A 20333-nucleotide genomic window follows, 5' to 3' on the forward strand; every position below is an offset into this window, starting at 1 on the left:
AAACACGCCGCCCGTTTCCCGTCCACCGCACCGGCAATCAAGCCGTCTTCTTCGCCAACCCAAGATACGTCTCGATCACACGCGGATTCTGCGCAAGCTCGGCCGCCGGCCCTTCCAGCGCAAACTCGCCCGTCTCCAGCACATAGCCATAGTCGGAGATCTGCAGCGCCGCCCGTGCATTCTGCTCGATCAGCAGCGTCGCCACGCCGGTGCCGCGCAACGCGCTGATGATATGAAAGATCTCCTTCACGATCAGCGGCGCCAGCCCGAGGCTCGGTTCGTCGAGCATCAGCAGGTCGGGCTTGCCCATCAGCGCGCGGCCGACTGCCAGCATCTGCCGCTCGCCGCCGGACAGCGTGCCGGCCGCCTGCCGGCGCCGCTCCTTCAGCCGCGGAAACAGCGCGAACACGTGATCGAGCTGATCGAGGAAGTTTGATTCCCCCGCCTGCTTGCGCCGATACGCGCCGAGCACGAGGTTGTCCTCGACCGTCATCGTGCTGAACAGCTCGCGCTTTTCCGGTACGAGGCACATTCCACGCGCGACGCGCTGCTCGACCGGCAACACGCTGACGTCGGTACCGCGATACACGACCGCGCCCGACGCGTGCCCCGTTACCGGGAGCGCCCCCATGATCGCGTTCAGCAGCGTCGATTTACCGGCGCCGTTCGGGCCAATCACGCTGACGATCTGCCCCGCCCCCACCTTGATTGCCGCACCGTGCAGCGCCTCCACCTTCCCGTACCGCACCGCCAGCCCGCGTACGTCGAGAATCGGCATCGTCGTGTCCGTCATCACTCCACCCCGCCCAGATACGCTTCGAGCACGGCCGGGTCCTGCTGCACGTCCTGCGGCAGCCCTTCCGCGATCCGCGTGCCGAATTCCATCACCACCAACCGGTCGGTGAGGTTCATCACGAAATCCATGTCATGTTCCACGAGCAACACGCTCATTCCTTCCGCCTTCAGCCGCCGCAGCAGGTCGGCGAGTTGCTGCTTCTCCTGGTAACGCAGCCCCGCCGCCGGCTCGTCGAGCAACAGCAGCGTCGGATCGCAGCACAGCGCCCGCGCGATTTCGAGAATCCGCTGCTGACCAAGCGCGAGGCTCCCCGCGTCGTCGTACATGTGCGCTTCGAGCCCGACACGCCGGATCTGGCGCGCGGCTTCGGCCAGCAACTGCGCTTCCTCGTGCGCATTGAGCCGCGCAATGCTGCGCCACACGCCGGTATGACCGCGCAGATGCGCGCCGATCGCGACGTTCTCGAGCACCGTCATCGTCGGCAGCAGCTTCACGTGCTGGAACGTGCGACCGATGCCGCGGCGGACGATCTGGCGCGACGTCAGCCCGTCGATGCGCTCGCCGCGGAACGTGATCGCGCCGCCGGTCGGCTTCAGCACGCCGGTCACGAGGTTGAACGTGGTCGACTTGCCCGCGCCGTTCGGGCCGATCAACCCGATGATCTGCCCCGCTTTCACGTCGAAGCTGACGTCGTTCACGGCCACGAGCCCGCCGAACTGCTTGCGTGCGGTGTCGACGACGAGCAGCGGCTCGCCGGCCACGGGCTTCGCGCGCTGCGGCAGCGGATCGGCCTGCTCGGGCACGTGCGCACGGGGCCCGCGCGGGAACAGTCTCGCGACGAACGGCCATACGCCCTGGCGCGCGTACTGCAGCAGCAGCACCATCAGCACGCCGAACACGATGATCTCGAAGTTGCCTTCCGAGCCGAGCAGTTTCGGCAGCAGCGTCTGCAGATAGTCCTGCAGCACGGTCAGGATCGCCGCGCCGAGCACCGCGCCCCATACGTGCGACACGCCGCCCACCACAGCCATGAACAGGAATTCGATCCCGTGGTTCAGACCGAACGGCGTCGGGTTCACCGCGCGCTGCAGGTGTGCGTACAGGAAGCCCGATACCGCCGCGAGCACGGCCGCGTAGACGAAGATCACGACGCGCATCCACGCGGTGTTCACGCCCATCGCCTCGGCCATCACGCCGCCGCCGCGCAGCGCGCGGATCGCGCGGCCGGGCCGGCTGTTGAGCAGGTTCTGCACCGACACGATCGCGGCCAGCACCACGGCCCAGATCAGGAAGTACAGGCTGCGGCCGCTGTCGAGCACGATGCCGAACAGGTTCAGCGCCGGAATCCCGTTGATCCCGTCGTACTTGCCGAGCAGTTCGAGGTTGCCGAACAGGTAGAACAGCGCGAGGCCCCACGCGATCGTGCCGAGCGGCAGGAAGTGCCCGGACAGCCGCATCGTCACCGCGCCGAGCACGAGCGCGACGAGCGCCGTCAGCACAACGCCGACGATCAGCGCGAGCCACGGCGATACGCCGTAGCGCGTCGTCAGGAACGCGGTCGCATACGCGCCGATGCCGACGAACGCGGCCTGTCCGAAGCTCGTCATCCCGCCGACGCCCGTCAGCAGCACGAGCCCGATCGCGACGATCGCATACAGGCCGATGTAGTTCAGCAGCGTGATCCAGTATTCGGGCACCTGCAGCGCGCCGGGCAGCACCGGCAGCGCGAACAGCACCACGAGAAACAGCCAGAAGGTCTTGTTGCGTACCATCGTCTTCATCGCGTCACTCCTCTTCCTCTTCCGCATGCGGCGTCGCGAAGCTCCGCCACAGCAGCACCGGAATGATCAGCGTGAACACGATCACCTCCTTGTAGGCGCTCGCCCAGAACGACGAATACGATTCGAGCACGCCGACGAGCAGCGAGCCGGCGGCCGCGAGCGGATAGCTGACGAGCCCGCCGATGATCGCGCCGACGAAGCCCTTCAGCCCGATCAGGAAGCCCGAGTCGTAGTAGATCGTCGTCAGCGGGCCGACGAGGATCCCGGACAACACGCCGAGCCCCGCCGCGAACGTGAACGCGAGCCGCCCGGCTTCGGTCGTGCCGATGCCGACGAGCCGCGCACCGAGCCGGTTCACCGACGTCGCGCGCAGCGCCTTGCCGGCGATCGTGCGCCCGAAGTACACATACAGCGCGCCGATCAGCACGAGCGCCGTGACGACGACCAGGATGCTCTGCACCGACACCGTCATGCTGCCGATCGCGAGCGACGCGTCCGAGAACCCGTTGGTACGCGAGCCTTCCGCGCCGAACATCACGAGGCCGAGGCCGACCATCGCGAAATGGACGGCGACCGACACGATCAGCAGCAGCAGCGTCGTGCCTTCGGCGATCGGCTGGTACACGAGCCGGTAGACGAACGGCCCCATCGGCACGACGATCGCGAGCGTCAGCGCGATCTGCGCGAGCATCGGCATCGGCTGCGCGGCGAAGCTGCGCGTGATTGCGAACACCGCGAGCGGCAGCAGGATGTAGCGGCTGCCGAGCGTCGCGAGCGTGCGGCCGAGCTGATGGCGGCGTTCGCGATGCCGGATCAGGCCGCCGGCTTCGAGCAGGAAGCATGCGACGCCCATCACGAACAGCAGCCAGCAGGTGGCGGGAAATTTCTGCGCCTGCAACGCGGCCAGCGTCAGCGCACCGTAGGCGACGAATTCGCCCTGGGGAATGAAGATCACCCGCGTGACGGAAAACACCAGCACGAGCGCCAGCGACAACAATGCATAAATGGCGCCGGTCGTGATGCCGTCTTGCGCGAGGATCGCCGCAATCGAGAGATCCATACGTTTCGTGTATCGAGAGAATGCTGCGGAGAAACGAAAGGCGGAAACGGCCGGGGCGCACGGCGGGCCCCGGCCGTTCCAGGCGGCACGGATGCGGCCGTGACGCGCGCCGCCCTGCCGACGGCGTGCGCGGCGCCGTTCGCGCCGCGCACGCCGGTTTCACGTGACGCTTACTCGGCCTGCAACTTCCACTTGCCGTCGACGATCTGCACCATCACGCGCGCACGTGTGTCGAAGCCGTTGTGATCCGTCGCCGTCATGTTGATCACGCCGTGCGAGACGGGCAGGTCCTTCACGCTTTCGAGCGACGCGCGCAGCGCTTCGCGGAACGCCTCGGTGCCCGGCTGGCCCTTCTTCAGCGCGTCCAGGATCGCGCGCTGCAGCAGCAGGCCCGCATCCCACGCATGGCCGCCGAAAGTCGACAGCGAACCCGCGCCGTAAGCCTTCTCGTACGCGGCCTTGTAGCCGAGCGCCGGCTTCTTCACCGGATTCGAATCGGGCAGCTGGTCGGTCACGAGCACCGGGCCGGCCGGCAGGATCTCGCCTTCGCAATCCTTGCCGCACACGCGCAGGAAATCGTTATTCGCGACGCCGTGCGTCTGGTAGACCTTGCCCTTGTAGCCGCGCTCCTTCAGCGTCTTGGCCGGCAGCGCCGCCGGCGTGCCGGAGCCGGCGATCAGCACCGCATCCGGGTTCGCGCCCAGCAGCTTCAGCACCTGCCCCATCACCGACGCGTCGGTCCGGTTATAGCGTTCGTTCGACACGAGCTTCAGCCCGTTCTTCGCGGCCGCCGCGTCGAACGTCTTGTACCAGCTGTCGCCGTACGCGTCGGCGAAGCCGATGAAGCCGACCGTCTTCACGCCATGCTTCGCCATGTAGCCGGCGATCGCGTCGGCCATCAACTGGTCGTTCTGCGGCACCTTGAACATCCACGCGCGCTTCGCGTCCATCGGCGCGATGATCTGCGCGCTCGCCGCGAGCGAGATCGTCGGCGTCTTGCCCTGCGACACCGGATCGAGCATCGCGAGCGAGTTCGGCGTGACGGACGAGCCGATGATCGCGTCGACGTGGTCCTCGTCGATCAGCTTGCGCACGTTCTGCACCGCACGGCTCGTGTCGGACGCGTCGTCCAGCACGATGTACTGCACGCTCTTGCCCGCGATCTCCTTCGGCAGCAGCGCGATCGTGTTCTTTTCCGGAATCCCGAGCGACGCGGCGGGCCCGGTGGCCGACAGCGTCACGCCGATCTTCACCTGCGCCGACGCCGTGGCCGCCGCACACACGAGGCCCGCGGCAAGCAGGGCCTCCATCCATCGATTCATCTTCATTTACGTTGTCTCCAAACGCTGCTCGAAAAAACCACGGTTGCTCGGGCGGCTCCCGGTCCCCAAACAAGTTAATATCTTAATTATCCCACCCGTCCGCGCCCATGCTCGTTTTCCCGCGACACGCCGCCACGCGCCGCGCGCCGATTGAAACGGCCGTCCGACCGTCACGATGCGCAGCAGCGGTGTCGTCAGGATGAAGAAAGCGAAGAAATGCGGGAGCGTGCGCAAGCTTGTTGCGCGCGCATCGATGGTCGGCACGCACGGCAAGCGATGAAACCTCGGAAAGCCCGCCGCTCATGCGATTGCGCATACGGATGCAGAGACGGATGCGAGCGCAACGACCCGCGCCGGCGCCGGGACGCGCATACAGGCCGCGGAACGGCTCGGAAATGCCCCGATGACCCATCGGGCACCCCATGACGAACGAACGGCGTCCGCCGCGTCTCCTGCCCCGAACCACCGTGCTGCGCTGCTCATCCAACCGTACTCCCTGTTCTGCATTGTGCTTGTAGGAGAACTGCCGACCGATTTTCCCGACCGCACGGTCGGCGAAAGCCGAGTGTAACGGACGCCTTTCGCGCCCGCCAACCGGGTAAGCCCGAAGCGCCTGTGCAGGATTGCGCATCGTCGGCGAACGGATCGCGGGAAACGGAAAAACGGGCAACGCGGCAAAGCGCGGAAAAGACGCGGTGCGAACGCAAACGCGGAAAGCGGCGCCATCGGCTGGCATGCGGGCCGATGCACCATCGAGGGAATTCGTGCACGCAAATGAAAAAGCGCTGTTGGATTCCGTCCAACAGCGCTTTGGGGTCCGGGCACTTTGTGCCTCGATTGTCTCCTCGTTCTCCACCTGCAAATTCGTTTCGCGGTGCATCAGAACTGAAGTGAATCTTAAAGAGGCTTAAGCACCACGACAACTTAGCATTTACCCCTATGGTGCATTGCCGCACGAAAATGGGGCACCAGCCGGCCGCGCGGCGACGGCCCGAGCCCGCGGTGACGCCCTTCCCGGCCGAGCCGGATGGTGCTTCGCATCAACGCGGGCGACGCGCACCGCATGCTCACGACGACGCCCTGAGCGGCTTGATACGCGCGACCATCTCACCGACGATGCCGCGCCGGAACGCCAGCACGCATGCGATGAAGATCAGCCCAGTGACGATCGTCGTCGATTCGCCGAGCGAATGGAACCACGCGACGCCCGTCGTCGACGCGAGCCATTCGCCGATGTCGCCGAGCCGGTCTTCCAGCGCGACGATCAGCGCGGCGCCGAGCAGCGGCCCGAACAGCGTGCCCATCCCGCCGACGAGCGTCATCAGCACGACGAGGCCCGACATCGTCCAGTACGCATCCGACAGCGTCTCGAAGCCGAGCACGAGCACCTTCAGCGAGCCGGCCAGCCCCGCGAGCGCGGCCGACAGGATGAACGCGAGCAGCTTGAAGCGATCGGTGTCGTAGCCGAGCGAGATCGCGCGCGCTTCGTTCTCCTTGATCGCGACGAGCACCTGGCCGAACGGCGAATGGACGACCCGCACGATGAACGCGCACGCGGCCACGACCGCCGCCAGCACGACGTAGTACAGCGTGACGTCGTTCGACAGGTCGAGCAGCCCGAACAGATGGCCGCGCGGCACGCCCTGCAGGCCGTCCTCGCCGTGCGTGAACGGCGCCTGCAGATAGATGAAGTAGACCATCTGCGCGAACGCGAGCGTGATCATCGCGAAGTAGATGCCTTGCCGGCGGATCGCGAACAGCCCGACGACGAGCCCGAGCAGCGTCGCGGCGACGGTGCCGGTCAGCACGCCGAGCTCCGGCGTGAAACCGAGCGTCTGCATCGAATAGCCGGTGGCATAGCCGGCCGTCGCGAGGAACATCGCATGGCCGAACGACAGCAGCCCCGTATAGCCGATCAGCAGGTTGAACGCGGCCGCGAACAGCGCGAACGCGAGCACCTTCATCACGAACACCGGATACGCGCCGATGAACGGCGCGGCGAGCAGTGCGGCGAGCAGCACGCCGTAGAGCACTTTTCTCTGCATCATTTTTCCTTGCCGAAGAGGCCCGCCGGGCGGAACAGCAGCACGATCGCCATGATCACGAACACGACGGTGGCCGACGCTTCGGGATAGAACACGCGCGTGAAGCCCTCGATCACGCCGAGCAGCAGGCCCGTGACGATCGAGCCGAGGATCGAGCCCATCCCGCCGATCACGACCACCGCGAACACGGTGATGATCATCGGCTGGCCCATCAGCGGCGACACCTGGATCACCGGCGCGGCCAGCACGCCCGCGAACGCGGCGAGCGCGACGCCGAAGCCGTAGGTGAGCGTGATCATCATCGGCACGTTCACGCCGAACGCCTCGACGAGCTTCGGGTTCTCGGTGCCCGCGCGCAGGTACGCGCCGAGGCGCGTCTTCTCGATCACGAACCACGTCGCCAGGCACACCGCGAGCGACGCGACGACGACCCACGCGCGATAGTTCGGCAGGAACATGAAGCCGAGGTTGGTCGCGCCGGACAGCTGCGACGGCACGTCGTACGGTTGGCCGGATGCGCCGTAGATCGAGCGGAACACGCCTTCGACGACGAGCGTGAGGCCGAACGTGAGCAGCAGCCCGTACAGGTGATCGAGCTTGTACAGCCAGCGCAGCATCGAGCGTTCGATCGCGATCCCGAACGCGCCGACGATCAATGGCGCCAGCACGAGCATCGCCCAGTACGGCAGCGCGAAATACGACAGCCCCATCCACGCGAGCATCGCGCCCAGCATGAACAGCGCGCCGTGCGCGAAGTTGATCACGTTGAGCAGCCCGAAGATCACTGCGAGCCCGAGGCTCAGGATCGCATAGAACGAGCCGTTGACGAGCCCGAGCAGCAACTGGCTCAGCATCGCCGGCAACGGAATGCCAAAGATTTCCATCGACTTAGCCGTCAGAATGAGTTTCGTTGCGTACGCAACTTTGCAGCCGCGCGCACGCGGGCGGCGCAGCGGGCACGTCGCTGCCACCGCCACCGTGCGGCGCGCCCGTGCGCGCCGCTATCCGATGCTTACTTCCACAGCGCGCAGCGCGTTTCCTGCTTGGTGCCGAACGCCTGTTCGCCCGGAATCGTCGCGAGCACCTTGTAGTAGTCCCACGGCTCCTTCGATTCCGACGGCTTCTTCACTTCCATCAGGTACATGTCGTGGATCATGCTGCCGTCCTGACGGATGTAGCCCTTCGCGTAGAAGTCGCTGATCTTGATCTTCTTCAGCTCGGCCATCACCTTGTCGGAATCGGTCGTCCCGGCGGCCTGCACGGCCTTCAGGTAGGTCGTCACCGACGAGTAGTCGGCCGCCTGCAGGCTCGACGGCATCTTCTTCATCTTGCCGAAGTAGCGCTGCGCCCACTGGCGCGACGCCGCGTCGCGGTTCCAGTACCAGCTGTCGGTCAGCACGAGGCCCTGCGTCGTCTCGAGGCCGAGGCTGTGCACGTCGTTGATGAACATCAGCAGCCCGGCGAGCTTCATCGTCTTCGTGATGCCGAATTCCTTCGCGGCCTTGATCGAGTTGATCGTGTCGCCGCCCGCGTTCGCGAGACCGAGGATCTGCGCCTTCGACGATTGCGCCTGCAGCAGGAACGACGAGAAATCCGACGCGGACAGCGGATGCCGCACCGCCCCCAGCACCTGTCCGCCGCTCGCCTTCACGACGTCCGACGTGTTCTTCTCGAGCGCCTTGCCGAACGCGTAGTCGGCGGTCAGGAAGAACCACGTCTTGCCGCCCTGCTTCACCACCGCCGAGCCGGTGCCTTTCGCGAGCGCCATCGTGTCGTACGCATAGTGCACCGTGTACGGCGTGCACTCCTCGTTCGTCAGCGTGTCCGCGCCCGCGCCGATGTTGATGTAGACCTTCTTCTTCTCCGCGGCCAGCTTGGCCATCGCCAGCGCCGTCCCCGAATTCGTGCCGCCGACGAGCAGGTCGAGCCCGCCGCGGTCGATCCATTCGCGCGCCTTCGACGCGGCGATGTCCGCCTTGTTCTGGTGATCCGCGTACACGACCTCGATCGGCTTGCCGAGCACCTTGCCGCCGAAGTCGGCGACCGCCATGCGGATCGCCTCGAGACCGCCCTGGCCGTCGATGTCCGCATACAGCCCCGACATGTCGGTGACGAAACCGATCTTCACGCTATCCGCGGCATGCGCGGCGCCAGCGGTGAGTGCGGCGGTCGCGAGCGCGAGACAGGCCTGTGCGAGGGTCTTCATTTTCATTGACGTCTCCTGTTGTTCTGATGCGTTGTGGTTATTCGAGGGCCGCCACGGCTAGCGGCAACGGAAACGAGGCGGCGTCATACTCCGAGCAGGTCGTGCAGGGTCGGCATCTTGCCTTCCAGTTCGGACGCGCGGAAATGCTCGACGATGCTGCCGTGCTCCATCACGTAGAAGCGGTCGGCGAGCGGCGCGGCGAAGCGGAAATTCTGTTCAACCATCACGATCGTGTAGCCGCGCGCCTTCAGCGCGACGATCATTCGCGCGAGCGCCTGGACGATCACCGGCGCGAGGCCTTCGGAGATCTCGTCGAGCAGCAGCAGGTTCGCGCCGGTGCGCAAAATTCGCGCGACCGCGAGCATCTGCTGCTCGCCGCCGGACAGCCGCGTGCCCTGGCTCTGCCGGCGCGACGCGAGGTTCGGGAACATCGCGTAGATCTCGTCGAGCGACATCGAATGCTCGCGCGGCCCGATCAGCGGCGGCAGCATCAGGTTCTCCTCGCACGACAGGCTCGAGAAGATCCCGCGCTCCTCCGGGCAATAGCCGATGCCGTAATGCGCGATGCGATGCGTCGCGAGGCCGATCGTCTCGTGGCCGGCGACCTTGATCGACCCGCTGCGGCGGCCCGTGAGGCCCATGATCGCGCGCAGCGTCGTCGTGCGGCCCGCGCCGTTGCGGCCGAGCAGCGTGACGACCTCGCCACGATGCACGGTCAGGTCGACGCCGTGCAATATGTGGGATTCCCCGTACCAGGCCTCCAGGCCCGTGATTTCCAGCGCAGGCGTACCGCTCTCGACGCCGCTCAATTCGCGTTCCTCCCGTTCGCTGTGCTTCATGCGTGCGCCCCCGCGAGCGCCGCGTCGGCGCTGCCCATGTAGGCTTCGATGACGAGCGGATTCTTCGACACTTCCGCGTACGAGCCTTCGGCCAGCACCTCGCCGCGTTGCAGGACGGTGATCGTGTCGGAGATCCCCGCGATCACGTTCATGTTGTGCTCGACCATCAGGATCGTGCGGCCGCTCGCGACCTTCTTGATCAGCGCGGTCACGCGGTCGACGTCCTCGTGGCCCATCCCCTGCGTGGGCTCGTCGAGCAGCATCAGTTCGGGCTCCATCGCGAGCGTCGTCGCGATCTCGAGCGCGCGCTTGCGGCCGTAGGCCAGCTCGACGGTCGGCACGTGCGCGAAATCGGTGAGGCCGACCTGCGTGAGCAGGTCCATCGCGCGATCGTCGAGCCGCTTCAGCGTGCGTTCGCTGCGCCAGAAATGGAATTCGGTGCCGAGCGCGCGTTGCAGGCCGATGCGCACGTTCTGCAGCGCGGTCAGGTGCGGGAACACGGCCGATATCTGGAACGAGCGGATGATGCCGCGCCGCGCGACCTGCGCGGGCCGCTCGTCGGTGATGTCGATGCCGTTGAAGACGATCTGGCCGGCCGTCGGCGTCAGAAATTTGGTGAGGAGGTTGAAACAGGTGGTCTTGCCCGCGCCGTTCGGCCCGATCAATGCGTGGATCGCGCCGCGGCGCACACGCAGGTTGACGCCGTTCACGGCGGTGAAGCCCCTGAATTCCTTCGTCAGTCCGCGTGTTTCCAGAATCGTGTCGCCGAGAATCATGTTCCCTTCCGTACGAAGTCAGGCGAAGCACCGGGAAGCCTGGCGCAAGCGGCCGCGAACAGGTCAGCGGATCAGCGGGCTGCCCCCGGGCGCCGTGGTACGCCTCGAGGGTTGGTCTCCCGCGCCGACGCGTATGCACATTACAGAACATTGTCGCGCCGTTGGTGCAGTGCAATCATCGGGATTTGCACTTATAGGGGTGGCCGCCATATCGGATGCGACGGCGCACGGTTATTCACCACGCTTTTTTGACACGTGCATCATCACGCGTTGACCTGCCGCAGGATCTGGCACACGCGCGCCCGATAAAAAACCGCGCGACGGCGCGGCTTGCACGGATCTTGCCGTTAGAGCGGACGCGCCGGCAGCTTGTTTCGCATAGCGAATCAGCGGGCGTTCGCATGACGGCCCGCTGGCGCGCGGGTCAGCGAGCCTTCATGCCGCCGTCACCGCGGCCTCGGTGCGCACCGACGTCGTTTCGCGCGCCGCACGGCGGTCGGCACGAATCATGTCGCTCGCGCGCTCGGCGATCATCAGCGTCGGCGAATTGGTGTTGCCCGACGTGATGAACGGCATCACCGACGCGTCGACGATCCGCAACCCCGCGATGCCGCGCACGCGCAGCCGGCTATCGACCACCGCGCGCGCGTCGTCCGCACGCCCCATCCGGCACGTGCCGACCGGATGGAAGATCGTCGTGCCGACGACGCCGGCCGCGTCGATCAGTTCGGCCTCGGTCTGGTACCGCGGGCCCGGCAGGATTTCCTCGGGGCGATAGCGCGCGAGCGCCGGCGCGGACGCGATCCGGCGCGTGAGGCGCAGCGCGTTCGCGGCGACGTGACGATCGTGATCGGTCGACAGATAGTTCGGCGCGATCGTCGGTGCGCTGCCCGGATCGGCACTCGTGACGTGCACGCTGCCGCGCGAGGTCGGCCGCAAATGGCAGACCGACGCCGTAAACGCGTTGAAGCCGTGCAGCGGCTCGCCGAAGCGTTCGAGCGACAGCGGCTGCACGTGGTATTGGAGATCGGGGCGCGTGAGCGCGGGATCGTCCGGATCCGATTTCGCGAACGCGCCGAGCTGCGACGGCGCCATCGACATCGGCCCGCGCTGCAGCAGCGCGTATTCGGCGCCGATCATCAGCTTGCCCCACCAGTGCGCGGACAGCGTGTTGAGCGTGCGCACGCCGTCGACGCGAAACGCCATCCGCAATTGCAGATGATCCTGCAGGTTTTCGCCGACGCCCGGCAGATCCTGCACGACGTCAATGCCGAGCGCCTGCAGCCGCCGGCCATCGCCGACACCCGACAGTTCGAGCAGTTGCGGCGAATTCACCGCACCCGACGTCAGCAGCACTTCCGCGCGCGCCCGCGCGACGTAGTCGGTGCCGCCGCCGTGATATTCGACGCCGACCGCGCGCCGACCGTCGAAGATCACGCGCTGCGCATGCGCGCCGGTGATCACGGTCAGGTTCGGGCGCGCCATCGCGGGCCGCAGGAACGCCTTCGACGTATTCCAGCGCACGCCGCGCTTCTGGTTCACTTCGAAATAGCCGACCCCGGCATTGTCGCCGCGGTTGAAATCGTCGGTGGCGGGAATGCCCGTCTGCTGCGCGGCCTGCGCGAACGATTCGAGGATCTCCCAGCGCAGCCGCTGTTTCTCGACGCGCCAGTAGCCACCCGCGCCGTGCGCATCGCTCGTGCCCGCATGGTGATCCTCGCTGCGCTTGAAGATCGGCAGCACGCTGTCCCACGACCAGCCGGCGTCGCCGGTTTCCTGCGCCCAGTTGTCGTAATCCTCGCGCTGGCCGCGCATGTAGATCATCCCGTTGATCGACGAGCAGCCGCCGAGCACGCGGCCGCGCGGATACGACAGCGCGCGGCCGTTCAGCGCCGCTTCGGGCTGCGTCTTGTACAGCCAGTCGGTGCGCGGGTTGCCGATGCAGTACAGATAGCCGACCGGGATATGGATCCAGTGATAGTCGTCCTTGCCGCCCGCCTCGAGCAGCAGCACGCTGATGTCGGGATCCTCGGTCAGGCGGTTCGCGAGCACGCAACCCGCGGTGCCCGCGCCGACGATCACGTAGTCGAATTCGCCCTCGAGCGTGCGTTGAGTACTCACGGCGTGTCTCCTTCCTGCTTGTTGTGTACCGCGCGGCGCGATGCCGCGCGCATGTTCAGCATAGTGCGTCGCGCCGCGCCTGCGGCCCCGCGCCACGATCCGATGAAGCGTACTCCCGCGCCCGGCCGCCGATCCAATGAGTTATGCTGAACTGCGTTATAAGCCACGCTCATATCACAACGATGGATCTCACCCTGCTTCGCGCGTTCGCGACGGTCGCCCGCGAAGGCAACCTGACGCGCGCCGCCGTGCAGCTACATTTGACGCAGCCCGCCGTCAGCCTGCAGATCAAGCATCTGCAGGAAACGCTCGGGGTCGTGCTGTTCACGCGCACGTCGCGCGGGCTCGCGCTCACGCGCGACGGGCAGACGCTGCTGCCGCACGCGGAGCGCGCGCTCGCCGCCGCCGCCGACGTGCAGCGCGCCGCTGCCGCGCTGCGGCACGAGGTGCGCGGCCGGCTGCGAATCGGCACGATCCTCGATCCGGGGTTCCTGCGGCTCGGTGGCTTCCTGCGCGCGCTGGTCGAGACCCATCCGCAGATCGAAACGGCGCTGCGGCACGGGATGTCGGGCTGGGTGCTCGAACAGGTGCGCGCGCAGGCGCTCGACGTCGGCTACACCATCGGCCGGCCCGACGACGATTCGCCGCGCGACGGCGCGCTGTTCCACACCGTCACGCTCACGCGCTTCGAATACCGCGTGCTCGCGCCGGCCGGCTGGAAGGAGCGCGTGCAGCGCGCGCACGACTGGCGTGCGCTGGCCGCGCTGCCGTGGATCTGGACGCCGCCCGCGTCCGCGCATCACCGGCTGCTGTCGCGATTGTTCGCGGCGGCCGGCGCGCAGCCGGTGAAGGTCGCCGAGGTCGACCAGGAGCAATCGATGCTCGATCTCGTCAAATCGGGGATCGGGTTGACGCTCGCGCGCGATTCGATCGCGCTGGCCGAAGCGCACGCGCATGCGCTGACGATCGTCGAACGCATGACGGTGCCGACCGAGCTGACGTTCGTGACGCTCGCCGAGCGGCGCGACGAGCCGGCGATCGCGGCCGCGCTGCGGTTGATCGACGCGCAGTGGGCGATATGAGCGCGGCTGATATCGACGCGGCCCGTTACGCATCGAGTTTCGGCGCCTGACGCATGCCGCGGATCGAATCGCGTGCCCCGCGTCGTGTCGCCGCGGCCGGTCCGCGCGTCACGCCACCATCGCAGGCTTTTTGCTAGATTGTGCGTTCGCACACCGCGAGACCCCGATTGAAGGAGACCCGCATGGCCCGCAACATCGAGATCAAAGCCCGCGCCCGCGAATTCGACCGGCTGCGCGAACGGGCGGCCCAGCTCGCGACCGAAGCGCCGCTCTTCTACCGCCAGCAGGATTTCTTCTATGACGTGCCGCGCGGCCGGCTCAAGCTGCGCCGCTTCGAGGATGGCACGCCGGCCGAGCTGATCTTCTACCAGCGCGACGATCGCGACGGCCCGAAGGCGTCGTACTACACGCGCAGCCCGGTGACGAATCCCGACGCGATGCATTCGCTGCTCGCGACCGCGCTGACCACGCGCGGGATCGTGACGAAGGAGCGGCACGTGTACCTCGCCGGCCGCACGCGCATCCACCTCGACCGCGTCGACGGCCTCGGCGATTTCATCGAGCTCGAAGTCGTGCTGGGTCCCGACGACGACGAAGCGGGCGGCGAAGCCGAAGCGCACGAGGTGTTCGCGAAACTCGGCGTCGCGCAGGACGATCTCGTCGCGGTCGCGTACGTCGATCTGCTGAACGCCGACACCCAGCCCGAAACGGCCTGATCCGGCCCCATCGAAGGCGGTACGGCGCGTGCCGCCTTCAGCGCCGATGCCGATGCCGCGTCCCCGTCACGCGGCGCCCGGCGCGAGATGCGCGAGCGGCAATGCACCGTTGCGCTTGAAGGTCGTCAGCACGATGTTCGAGCGCACGCTGTCAACGCCCGGCACCCGCATCAGCTTCTTCATCACGAACTGCGACAGCGCGTTGAGATCCGGCGCGACGATCCGCAGCAGGTAGTCGGCATCGCCCACCACCGCATGACATTCGAGCACTTCGGGCAGCACGTCGATCTGCTGCTGGAACTGCTCGATGATCGAATCGCCGTGATGCTTGAGCTTCAGGCTCGTGAACGCGGTCACGCCGAGCCCGAGCTTTTCGGGTCGCAGCATCACGCGGTAGCCTTCGATCACGCCGGCCGCCTCCAGCCGCTGCAGCCGCCGGCCGATCTGCGACGGCGACAGCGGCACCTGCTCGCCCAGCTGCTGATGCGTCGCGCGACCGAAGCGCTGCAGCACGTCCAGCAACGCGAGATCGAAGTGATCGAGTTCCAGCATGAGCATTCTCCGCATTGATTCGTTATTTGATGCGCAATTATCGCATCACTAAGCGAATTGACGCCAACTATGCGCCCAATCCGCGCGTCGCCCGCTCTACACTTGCATGGTCCCAACCCAGCGTGCAGAGCCTGATCATGTCCACCGTCGTCACCGCGAAACTGCAGGAGCAGTTCGATGCGGGTCTCGAAACCCGCGCCGATTTCACCATCGACCAGCCGCTGCAGCGCTACGGCCAGGTAGACCACGCGGTGTGGAAGCAGCTCTATGCGCGCCAGTCGGCGCTGCTGCGCGGCCGCGCGTGCGACCCGTTCGTCGCCGGGCTCGGCAAGATCGCGCTGCCGGCCGATCGCGTGCCGTCGTTCGCCGACGTGAACCGTCAGCTGAAGCCCGCGACCGGCTGGGAAATCGTCGCGGTGCCCGGCCTCGTGCCCGACCGCGTGTTCTTCGCGCATCTCGCGAACCGGCGTTTCCCGGTCACCTGGTGGATGCGCCGTCCCGACCAGCTCGACTACCTGCAGGAACCCGACTGCTTCCACGACCTGTTCGGCCACGTGCCGCTGCTGATCGACCCGGTGTTCGCCGACTACATGCAGGCGTACGGCCGCACCGCGCTCGCGGTCGCCGACGACGAAGCGGCGCTGGCGCGGCTCGCGCGCCTCTATTGGTATACGGTGGAATTCGGGCTGATCCGCGATCCGCGCGGCACGAACGGGCTGTCGATCTACGGCGCCGGGATCGTGTCGAGCAAGGGCGAAAGCCTGTACAGCCTCGAAAGCGCGGCGCCGAACCGGCTCGGGTTCGACCTCGAGCGCGTGATGCGCACGAAGTACCGGATCGACACGTTCCAGAAGACCTACTTCGTAATCGACGATTTCGCGCAGCTGTTCGCGCTCGCCGACGTCGATGGCCGCGCGCTGGCCGACCGGCTCGCGGGGCTGCCCGAATTCGCGGCCGGCGCGGTGCTCGACACCGATCGCGTACTGCATCGCGGCACGGGCGAAGGCTGGCCCGACGACGCCGACGCCGACGCGTGACGCGCCGGCCGTCGGCTGCCGGTTGCCGGCCGCCCGTCGTCCTTTCCGCAACTATGGAACAATGAACGATGCCGGCTTCGCCGCGCGGCGCAGCCGCGCGCGGGCGCCGTTACCGAACGAGAGGTGCAAGATGATCCACAAGCTCACATCCGAAGAACGCAAGACCCGGCTCGAAGGCCTGCCGCAGTGGACGGCCGTGCCGGGCCGCGACGCGATCCAGCGCCGCCTGCGCTTCGCCGATTTCAACGAGGCATTCGGCTTCATGACGCGCGTCGCGATCAAGGCGCAGGAAATGAACCACCATCCGGAATGGTTCAACGTGTACAACCGCGTCGACGTCACGCTGTCGACCCACGACGCCGACGGCCTGACCGAACGCGACATCGAACTCGCGCGGTTCATCGACGGCGCCGCCGCGCACGCGCAACCGGGCGCCTGAATCCCGTCTCCGCCGCCGCGCGCTTTCCGTGCGCGGCGCGTCAACTTTTCATTTCGCTGAACGTTTTCTAGGATGTACTCAGCGAAAGCCTTCAGCTTTCCAAGCCATCCTTAAGGCGCACGTAAGTCTCGTACGCTTTCCGCGCCTTGGGGTCCAAACCTTCCAGTTGCAGCGCGCTTTCGCGCTGTACAATCAGCAGCGCATACGGCTTGGAGAGCGCGCTGGCCTCTTCGCAGAGTTTGAGTTCGTCGCCGCTCGACGGCGAGCGGGCGCGCCAGAAATTGATCGCGGCTTCGAGGTCGTGGATCGAAATATCGGACATGATTGGATTTAATCGTTCGCTGGCCGCCATGCTTGATGTCAGGCGATGCGGCGTTCCTGTGGAAACGGCTTCGTGCTGTCCGCGTGCCTGAACCGCCAACCCATTGTACTTGAGCGAACTTCATGCGACTCCTTCTGATCGAAGACGACCGCCCCATCGCACGCGGTATCCAGAGCAGCCTCGAGCAGGCTGGCTTCACCGTCGACATGGTGCATGACGGCATCTTTGCCGAACAGGCGCTGGCACAGAACCGCCACGAACTCGTGATCCTCGACCTCGGCCTGCCGGGCATCGACGGCATGACGCTGCTCACGCGCTTTCGCCAGACCAACCGCCACACGCCGGTGATCGTGCTGACCGCCCGCGACGAGCTGAACGACCGGATCCAGGGCCTGAACTCCGGCGCCGACGATTACATGCTCAAGCCGTTCGAGCCGGCCGAGCTCGAAGCGCGTATCCGCGCGGTGATGCGCCGCAGCGGCCCGCACAGCGACATGCCGCGTCCCGAAGTGTCGCTCGGCGGCGTCCGCCTGTCGGGCGTCGACCGCCGCATCTTCAACGACGACAAGCCGCTCGAACTGTCGCCGCGCGAATTCGCGGTACTGGAAATGCTGCTGCTGCGGCACGGCCGCGTCGTCAGCAAGGCGCAGTTGCAGGATCACCTCACGCACTTCGGCGGCGATCTCGGCGACACCGCGATCGAAGTCTACGTGCACCGCGTCCGCAAGAAACTCGAGCAGTGCCGGGTCGAAATCGTCACGGTGCGCGGCTTCGGCTACCTGCTGCAGGAAATCCGCCAGACGGCGAGTGTCTGAGCGACGCCGCGCGCCGGCCGGCCGCGTGCCGCCGGCGCACGCGTGCTGCTCTGCGTCGCCGTTCCCGGCGCACGACCGCGCCGCTCCCCGTGAGCGGCGCTTATCCTTTTGCCCGTCGAAATGTCTTCTGATCCGGCTGTGACCACCAGCCTGCGCCGCTCGCTGCTCCGGCGCCTCGCCGCCCCGCTGTCGATGCTCGCGCTGATGAGCGGCCTGATCGCCTACTGGCTCGCGTGGCAATACACGCAGCACGTGATCGACCGCTCGCTCGCCGATCTCGCGACCGCGATCTCCAAGCAGATCCAGATCGCCGGCCCCGACGCGCCGTTCACGGTGCCGCCGCTCGCGCAGGCGATGTTCTCCGATCCAGCCGAAGCGCTGATCTACCGGATCAGCGACGGCGAGGAGGAACTCGCCGGCGATCCGAAGCTGCCGCTGCAGGGCATCAACGTGCGCCGCATGCATCACGCGTACGTGTTCGAGGCCGAATACGACAATCGCGCGGTCCGGGTCGCGCAGGTGCGCGTCGACAACGTCGAGGGCGGCCGGCCGATGGTCGTCGAAGTCGCGCAGCCGGTGCGGCACCGCTACCGGATCGCGGCCGAATTCCTCGTCGCGATCATGATGCCGCTGCTGTTGCTGCTGCTCGCGGGCTGGGGCATCGTATGGCGCGTCGTGAACCAGCAGTTGGGCCCGCTCACGCATCTCGCCGATTCGCTGAACCGGCAAACCCATACGTCGCTGGAACCGGTCGACGAAACCGACGTGCCGCTGGAGATCCGGCCGCTGACCAGCGCGATGAACGCGCTGCTCGGCCGCCTGAAGACCGCGCTCGACGCGCAGCGCAAGTTCATCGCCGATGCTGCCCACCAGTTGCGCACGCCGCTCACCGCGGTGAAGCTGCATGCCGAGCAGGCGGCCGTCGCGCGCGACCCGCACCAGACCTTCGCCGCGGTGCGCGAGCTGCGCGCGGCCGCCGACCGCGCGGTACGGCTGTCCAATCAGTTGCTGTCGCTCGCGCGGGCCGAGCCGGGCGAACAGGCCGCGCGCTTCGTCGACGTCGATCTCGCGGCGATGGCGTTCGAGACCGGCGCCGAATGGGTGCCGCGCGCGCTCGCGTCGCACGTCGACCTCGGCTTCCAGCGCAGCGACGAGCCGGGCGACGACGAGAAGCTGATCGTGCGCGGCAACCCGGTGCTGCTGCGCGAGGTGATCGCGAACCTGCTCGACAATGCACTGAAGTACGTGCCGCTCGCGCGGCCGGACGGCGCGCGGATCACGGTGAACGTCGCGCGCGCCGCGCTCGAGGACAGCCAGCCGGCCGCCGAGATCGTCGTCGAGGACAACGGCCCCGGCGTGCCCGCGAACCAGCAGGCCGACCTGTTCAAGCGCTTCTTCCGCGGCGACGCGCAAAGCGGCAACGGTGTCGAAACCGGCGCCGGGCTCGGGCTCGCGATCGTGCACGACATCATCGCGATGCACGGCGGCACCGTGTCGTACGAGGATGCATCGGAAGGCGGCTCGCGCTTCGTGGTGCGGGTGCCGCTCGCGACGCGGACGGAAAAACCGGCCAGCGAAACGCCGGCCGCGGCGCCGACGCACTGAGCGATCACCAGCGAGTCGCGGCGGGCAACCGCTGGCCCGTCGACCGGGCGGCCCGCCGGAAAAGGAAAGCGAACGCCGGGCCGCCACGACGCGGCAGCCGCGGGCTGAAACGACCGCGGCAGCGCGCGATGCGCTGCCGTCTGCATCACTTCCTGTTCTTCTTGTCCTTCGAACCGGACGCAGGCTTGCCGTCCTTCTTGTCCTTCTTCTTTTTCTTCTTCCCGCCTTCGTCGGACGTCGCGAGCAACGTGCCGCGGCACGATTCCGCACCGCAGTGGCACGCGTATTCGCGCTTGAGCTTCTTCGTCAGCTTCGCGTCGATCACGAGGCCGTAGTCGTAGAACAGCTCCTCTTCCGGGCCGATATCGCGCAGCGCGTGGATATACACGCGGCCTTTGACTTCCTCGGCTTCGCAGTTCGGCGCGCACGAATGATTGATCCAGCGCGCGCTGTTGCCGTCGACCTTGCCGTCGATCACGCCGCCTTCGTCGAGTGCGAAGTAGAACGTATGATTCGGCTCGCTCGGGTCGTGCGGATGACGGCGCAGCGCTTCCTTCCACGAGATTCGCTCGCCCTTGTATTCCACTACGCGTTCGCCGGCCTTGATCGGCGCCACGGCGAACACGCCCTTGCCGTGTACTCCCGAGCGGCGCACCGCGATCCTGCGTGAACTCATCGAACCAATCCTTGTGAAGACGACTTGAACGGAAGCGACCGCGATCGCGGCCGGGCGCCGCGCCAAACGAAAACGCGGCACCGGTCGGTGCCGCGTCGGGGCATGCGGCGAATCACCCGCATCCTACACGTTCGATATTGCTT

20 protein-coding genes are annotated in these 20333 nt (G+C 66.9%); 6 read left to right on the forward strand and 14 right to left on the reverse strand.

From position 1 onward, the window contains the following. Positions 1-37 precede the first annotated feature (37 nt). From HWX76_RS25610 to HWX76_RS25660, 11 genes are all read right to left on the reverse strand, one after another. Complete coding sequence (locus tag HWX76_RS25610; RefSeq protein WP_050015818.1) at positions 38-793, reverse strand: ABC transporter ATP-binding protein; 756 nt, start codon at positions 791-793, stop codon at positions 38-40. Continuing rightward, positions 793-2577: a branched-chain amino acid ABC transporter ATP-binding protein/permease gene (locus HWX76_RS25615; protein ID WP_050015816.1), complete on the reverse strand. Its 1785-nt coding sequence runs from the start codon at positions 2575-2577 to the stop codon at positions 793-795. Before HWX76_RS25615 ends, HWX76_RS25610 begins: the two co-directional genes overlap by 1 nt. 4 nt (positions 2578-2581) lie before the next feature. Beyond that, complete coding sequence (locus tag HWX76_RS25620) at positions 2582-3637, reverse strand: branched-chain amino acid ABC transporter permease (protein WP_089488022.1); 1056 nt, start codon at positions 3635-3637, stop codon at positions 2582-2584. A gap of 170 nt (positions 3638-3807) precedes the next feature. Continuing rightward, on the reverse strand, positions 3808-4965 hold the full coding sequence (locus HWX76_RS25625; RefSeq protein WP_176016537.1) for an ABC transporter substrate-binding protein: 1158 nt from the start codon (positions 4963-4965) through the stop codon (positions 3808-3810). A 76-nt stretch (positions 4966-5041) separates the two neighbouring features. Then, on the reverse strand, positions 5042-5839 hold the full coding sequence (locus HWX76_RS25630; RefSeq protein WP_176016538.1) for a hypothetical protein: 798 nt from the start codon (positions 5837-5839) through the stop codon (positions 5042-5044). Positions 5840-6026: 187 nt separating this feature from the next. Further along, complete coding sequence (locus HWX76_RS25635) at positions 6027-7004, reverse strand: branched-chain amino acid ABC transporter permease (RefSeq protein WP_050015810.1); 978 nt, start codon at positions 7002-7004, stop codon at positions 6027-6029. Continuing rightward, positions 7004-7888: a branched-chain amino acid ABC transporter permease gene (locus HWX76_RS25640; protein ID WP_050015808.1), complete on the reverse strand. Its 885-nt coding sequence runs from the start codon at positions 7886-7888 to the stop codon at positions 7004-7006. Before HWX76_RS25640 ends, HWX76_RS25635 begins: the two co-directional genes overlap by 1 nt. A gap of 128 nt (positions 7889-8016) precedes the next feature. Beyond that, a complete protein-coding gene (locus tag HWX76_RS25645; protein ID WP_050015806.1) occupies positions 8017-9216 on the reverse strand; it encodes an ABC transporter substrate-binding protein in 1200 nt (399 codons plus the stop codon). Positions 9217-9293: 77 nt separating this feature from the next. Beyond that, on the reverse strand, positions 9294-10049 hold the full coding sequence (locus tag HWX76_RS25650) for an ABC transporter ATP-binding protein (protein WP_050015804.1): 756 nt from the start codon (positions 10047-10049) through the stop codon (positions 9294-9296). Continuing rightward, complete coding sequence (locus tag HWX76_RS25655; protein ID WP_006477266.1) at positions 10046-10825, reverse strand: ABC transporter ATP-binding protein; 780 nt, start codon at positions 10823-10825, stop codon at positions 10046-10048. The genes HWX76_RS25650 and HWX76_RS25655 overlap by 4 nt, the downstream gene beginning before the upstream one ends. Before the next feature lie 435 nt (positions 10826-11260). Further along, positions 11261-12946: a choline dehydrogenase gene (locus HWX76_RS25660; protein ID WP_124675900.1), complete on the reverse strand. Its 1686-nt coding sequence runs from the start codon at positions 12944-12946 to the stop codon at positions 11261-11263. 182 nt (positions 12947-13128) lie between these two features. Between HWX76_RS25660 and HWX76_RS25665 the strand changes: the two genes are divergently transcribed. Together HWX76_RS25665 and HWX76_RS25670 are read left to right on the forward strand one after the other, a co-directional pair. Beyond that, entirely contained in the window at positions 13129-14028 is a 900-nt protein-coding gene (locus HWX76_RS25665) for a LysR family transcriptional regulator (RefSeq protein WP_176016539.1), read from the forward strand. A gap of 182 nt (positions 14029-14210) precedes the next feature. After that, positions 14211-14744, forward strand: coding sequence for a class IV adenylate cyclase (locus HWX76_RS25670; RefSeq protein WP_050015796.1), 534 nt, complete (start codon positions 14211-14213; stop codon positions 14742-14744). Between the two features lie 66 nt (positions 14745-14810). On the opposite strand, the gene HWX76_RS25675 is transcribed toward HWX76_RS25670, so the two are convergent. Beyond that, positions 14811-15296, reverse strand: a complete 486-nt coding sequence (locus tag HWX76_RS25675) for an Lrp/AsnC family transcriptional regulator (protein ID WP_050016018.1) — start codon at positions 15294-15296, stop codon at positions 14811-14813. Positions 15297-15433: 137 nt separating this feature from the next. Here HWX76_RS25675 and phhA point away from each other — a divergent pair, with 137 nt between their 5' ends. Beyond that, entirely contained in the window at positions 15434-16333 is a 900-nt protein-coding gene (phhA, locus tag HWX76_RS25680) for a phenylalanine 4-monooxygenase (RefSeq protein ID WP_218828481.1), read from the forward strand. A gap of 61 nt (positions 16334-16394) precedes the next feature. Then, complete coding sequence (locus HWX76_RS25685; RefSeq protein ID WP_256122001.1) at positions 16395-16772, forward strand: 4a-hydroxytetrahydrobiopterin dehydratase; 378 nt, start codon at positions 16395-16397, stop codon at positions 16770-16772. Positions 16773-16863: 91 nt separating this feature from the next. Here the strand turns inward: HWX76_RS25685 and HWX76_RS25690 are convergent, their stop codons facing one another. Further along, the gene (locus HWX76_RS25690; protein ID WP_006401493.1) at positions 16864-17094 is read right to left on the reverse strand and encodes a DUF3717 domain-containing protein; all 231 of its coding nucleotides are present in this window, start codon (positions 17092-17094) and stop codon (positions 16864-16866) included. Between the two features lie 122 nt (positions 17095-17216). On the opposite strand from HWX76_RS25690, the gene HWX76_RS25695 reads away from it, so the two are divergent. Continuing rightward, the gene (locus HWX76_RS25695) at positions 17217-17909 is read left to right on the forward strand and encodes a response regulator transcription factor (RefSeq protein WP_006401494.1); all 693 of its coding nucleotides are present in this window, start codon (positions 17217-17219) and stop codon (positions 17907-17909) included. A gap of 120 nt (positions 17910-18029) precedes the next feature. After that, positions 18030-19514: a sensor histidine kinase gene (locus HWX76_RS25700; RefSeq protein WP_089488017.1), complete on the forward strand. Its 1485-nt coding sequence runs from the start codon at positions 18030-18032 to the stop codon at positions 19512-19514. Positions 19515-19659: 145 nt separating this feature from the next. Here HWX76_RS25700 and HWX76_RS25705 read toward each other — a convergent pair whose 3' ends face one another. After that, complete coding sequence (locus HWX76_RS25705) at positions 19660-20190, reverse strand: SET domain-containing protein-lysine N-methyltransferase (RefSeq protein ID WP_050015789.1); 531 nt, start codon at positions 20188-20190, stop codon at positions 19660-19662. Between the last annotated feature and the right edge of the window lie 143 nt (positions 20191-20333).

It is taken from the genome of Burkholderia sp. BCC0398 (assembly GCF_902833245.1).
GTDB classification, from domain to species: Bacteria; Pseudomonadota; Gammaproteobacteria; order Burkholderiales; family Burkholderiaceae; genus Burkholderia; species Burkholderia sola.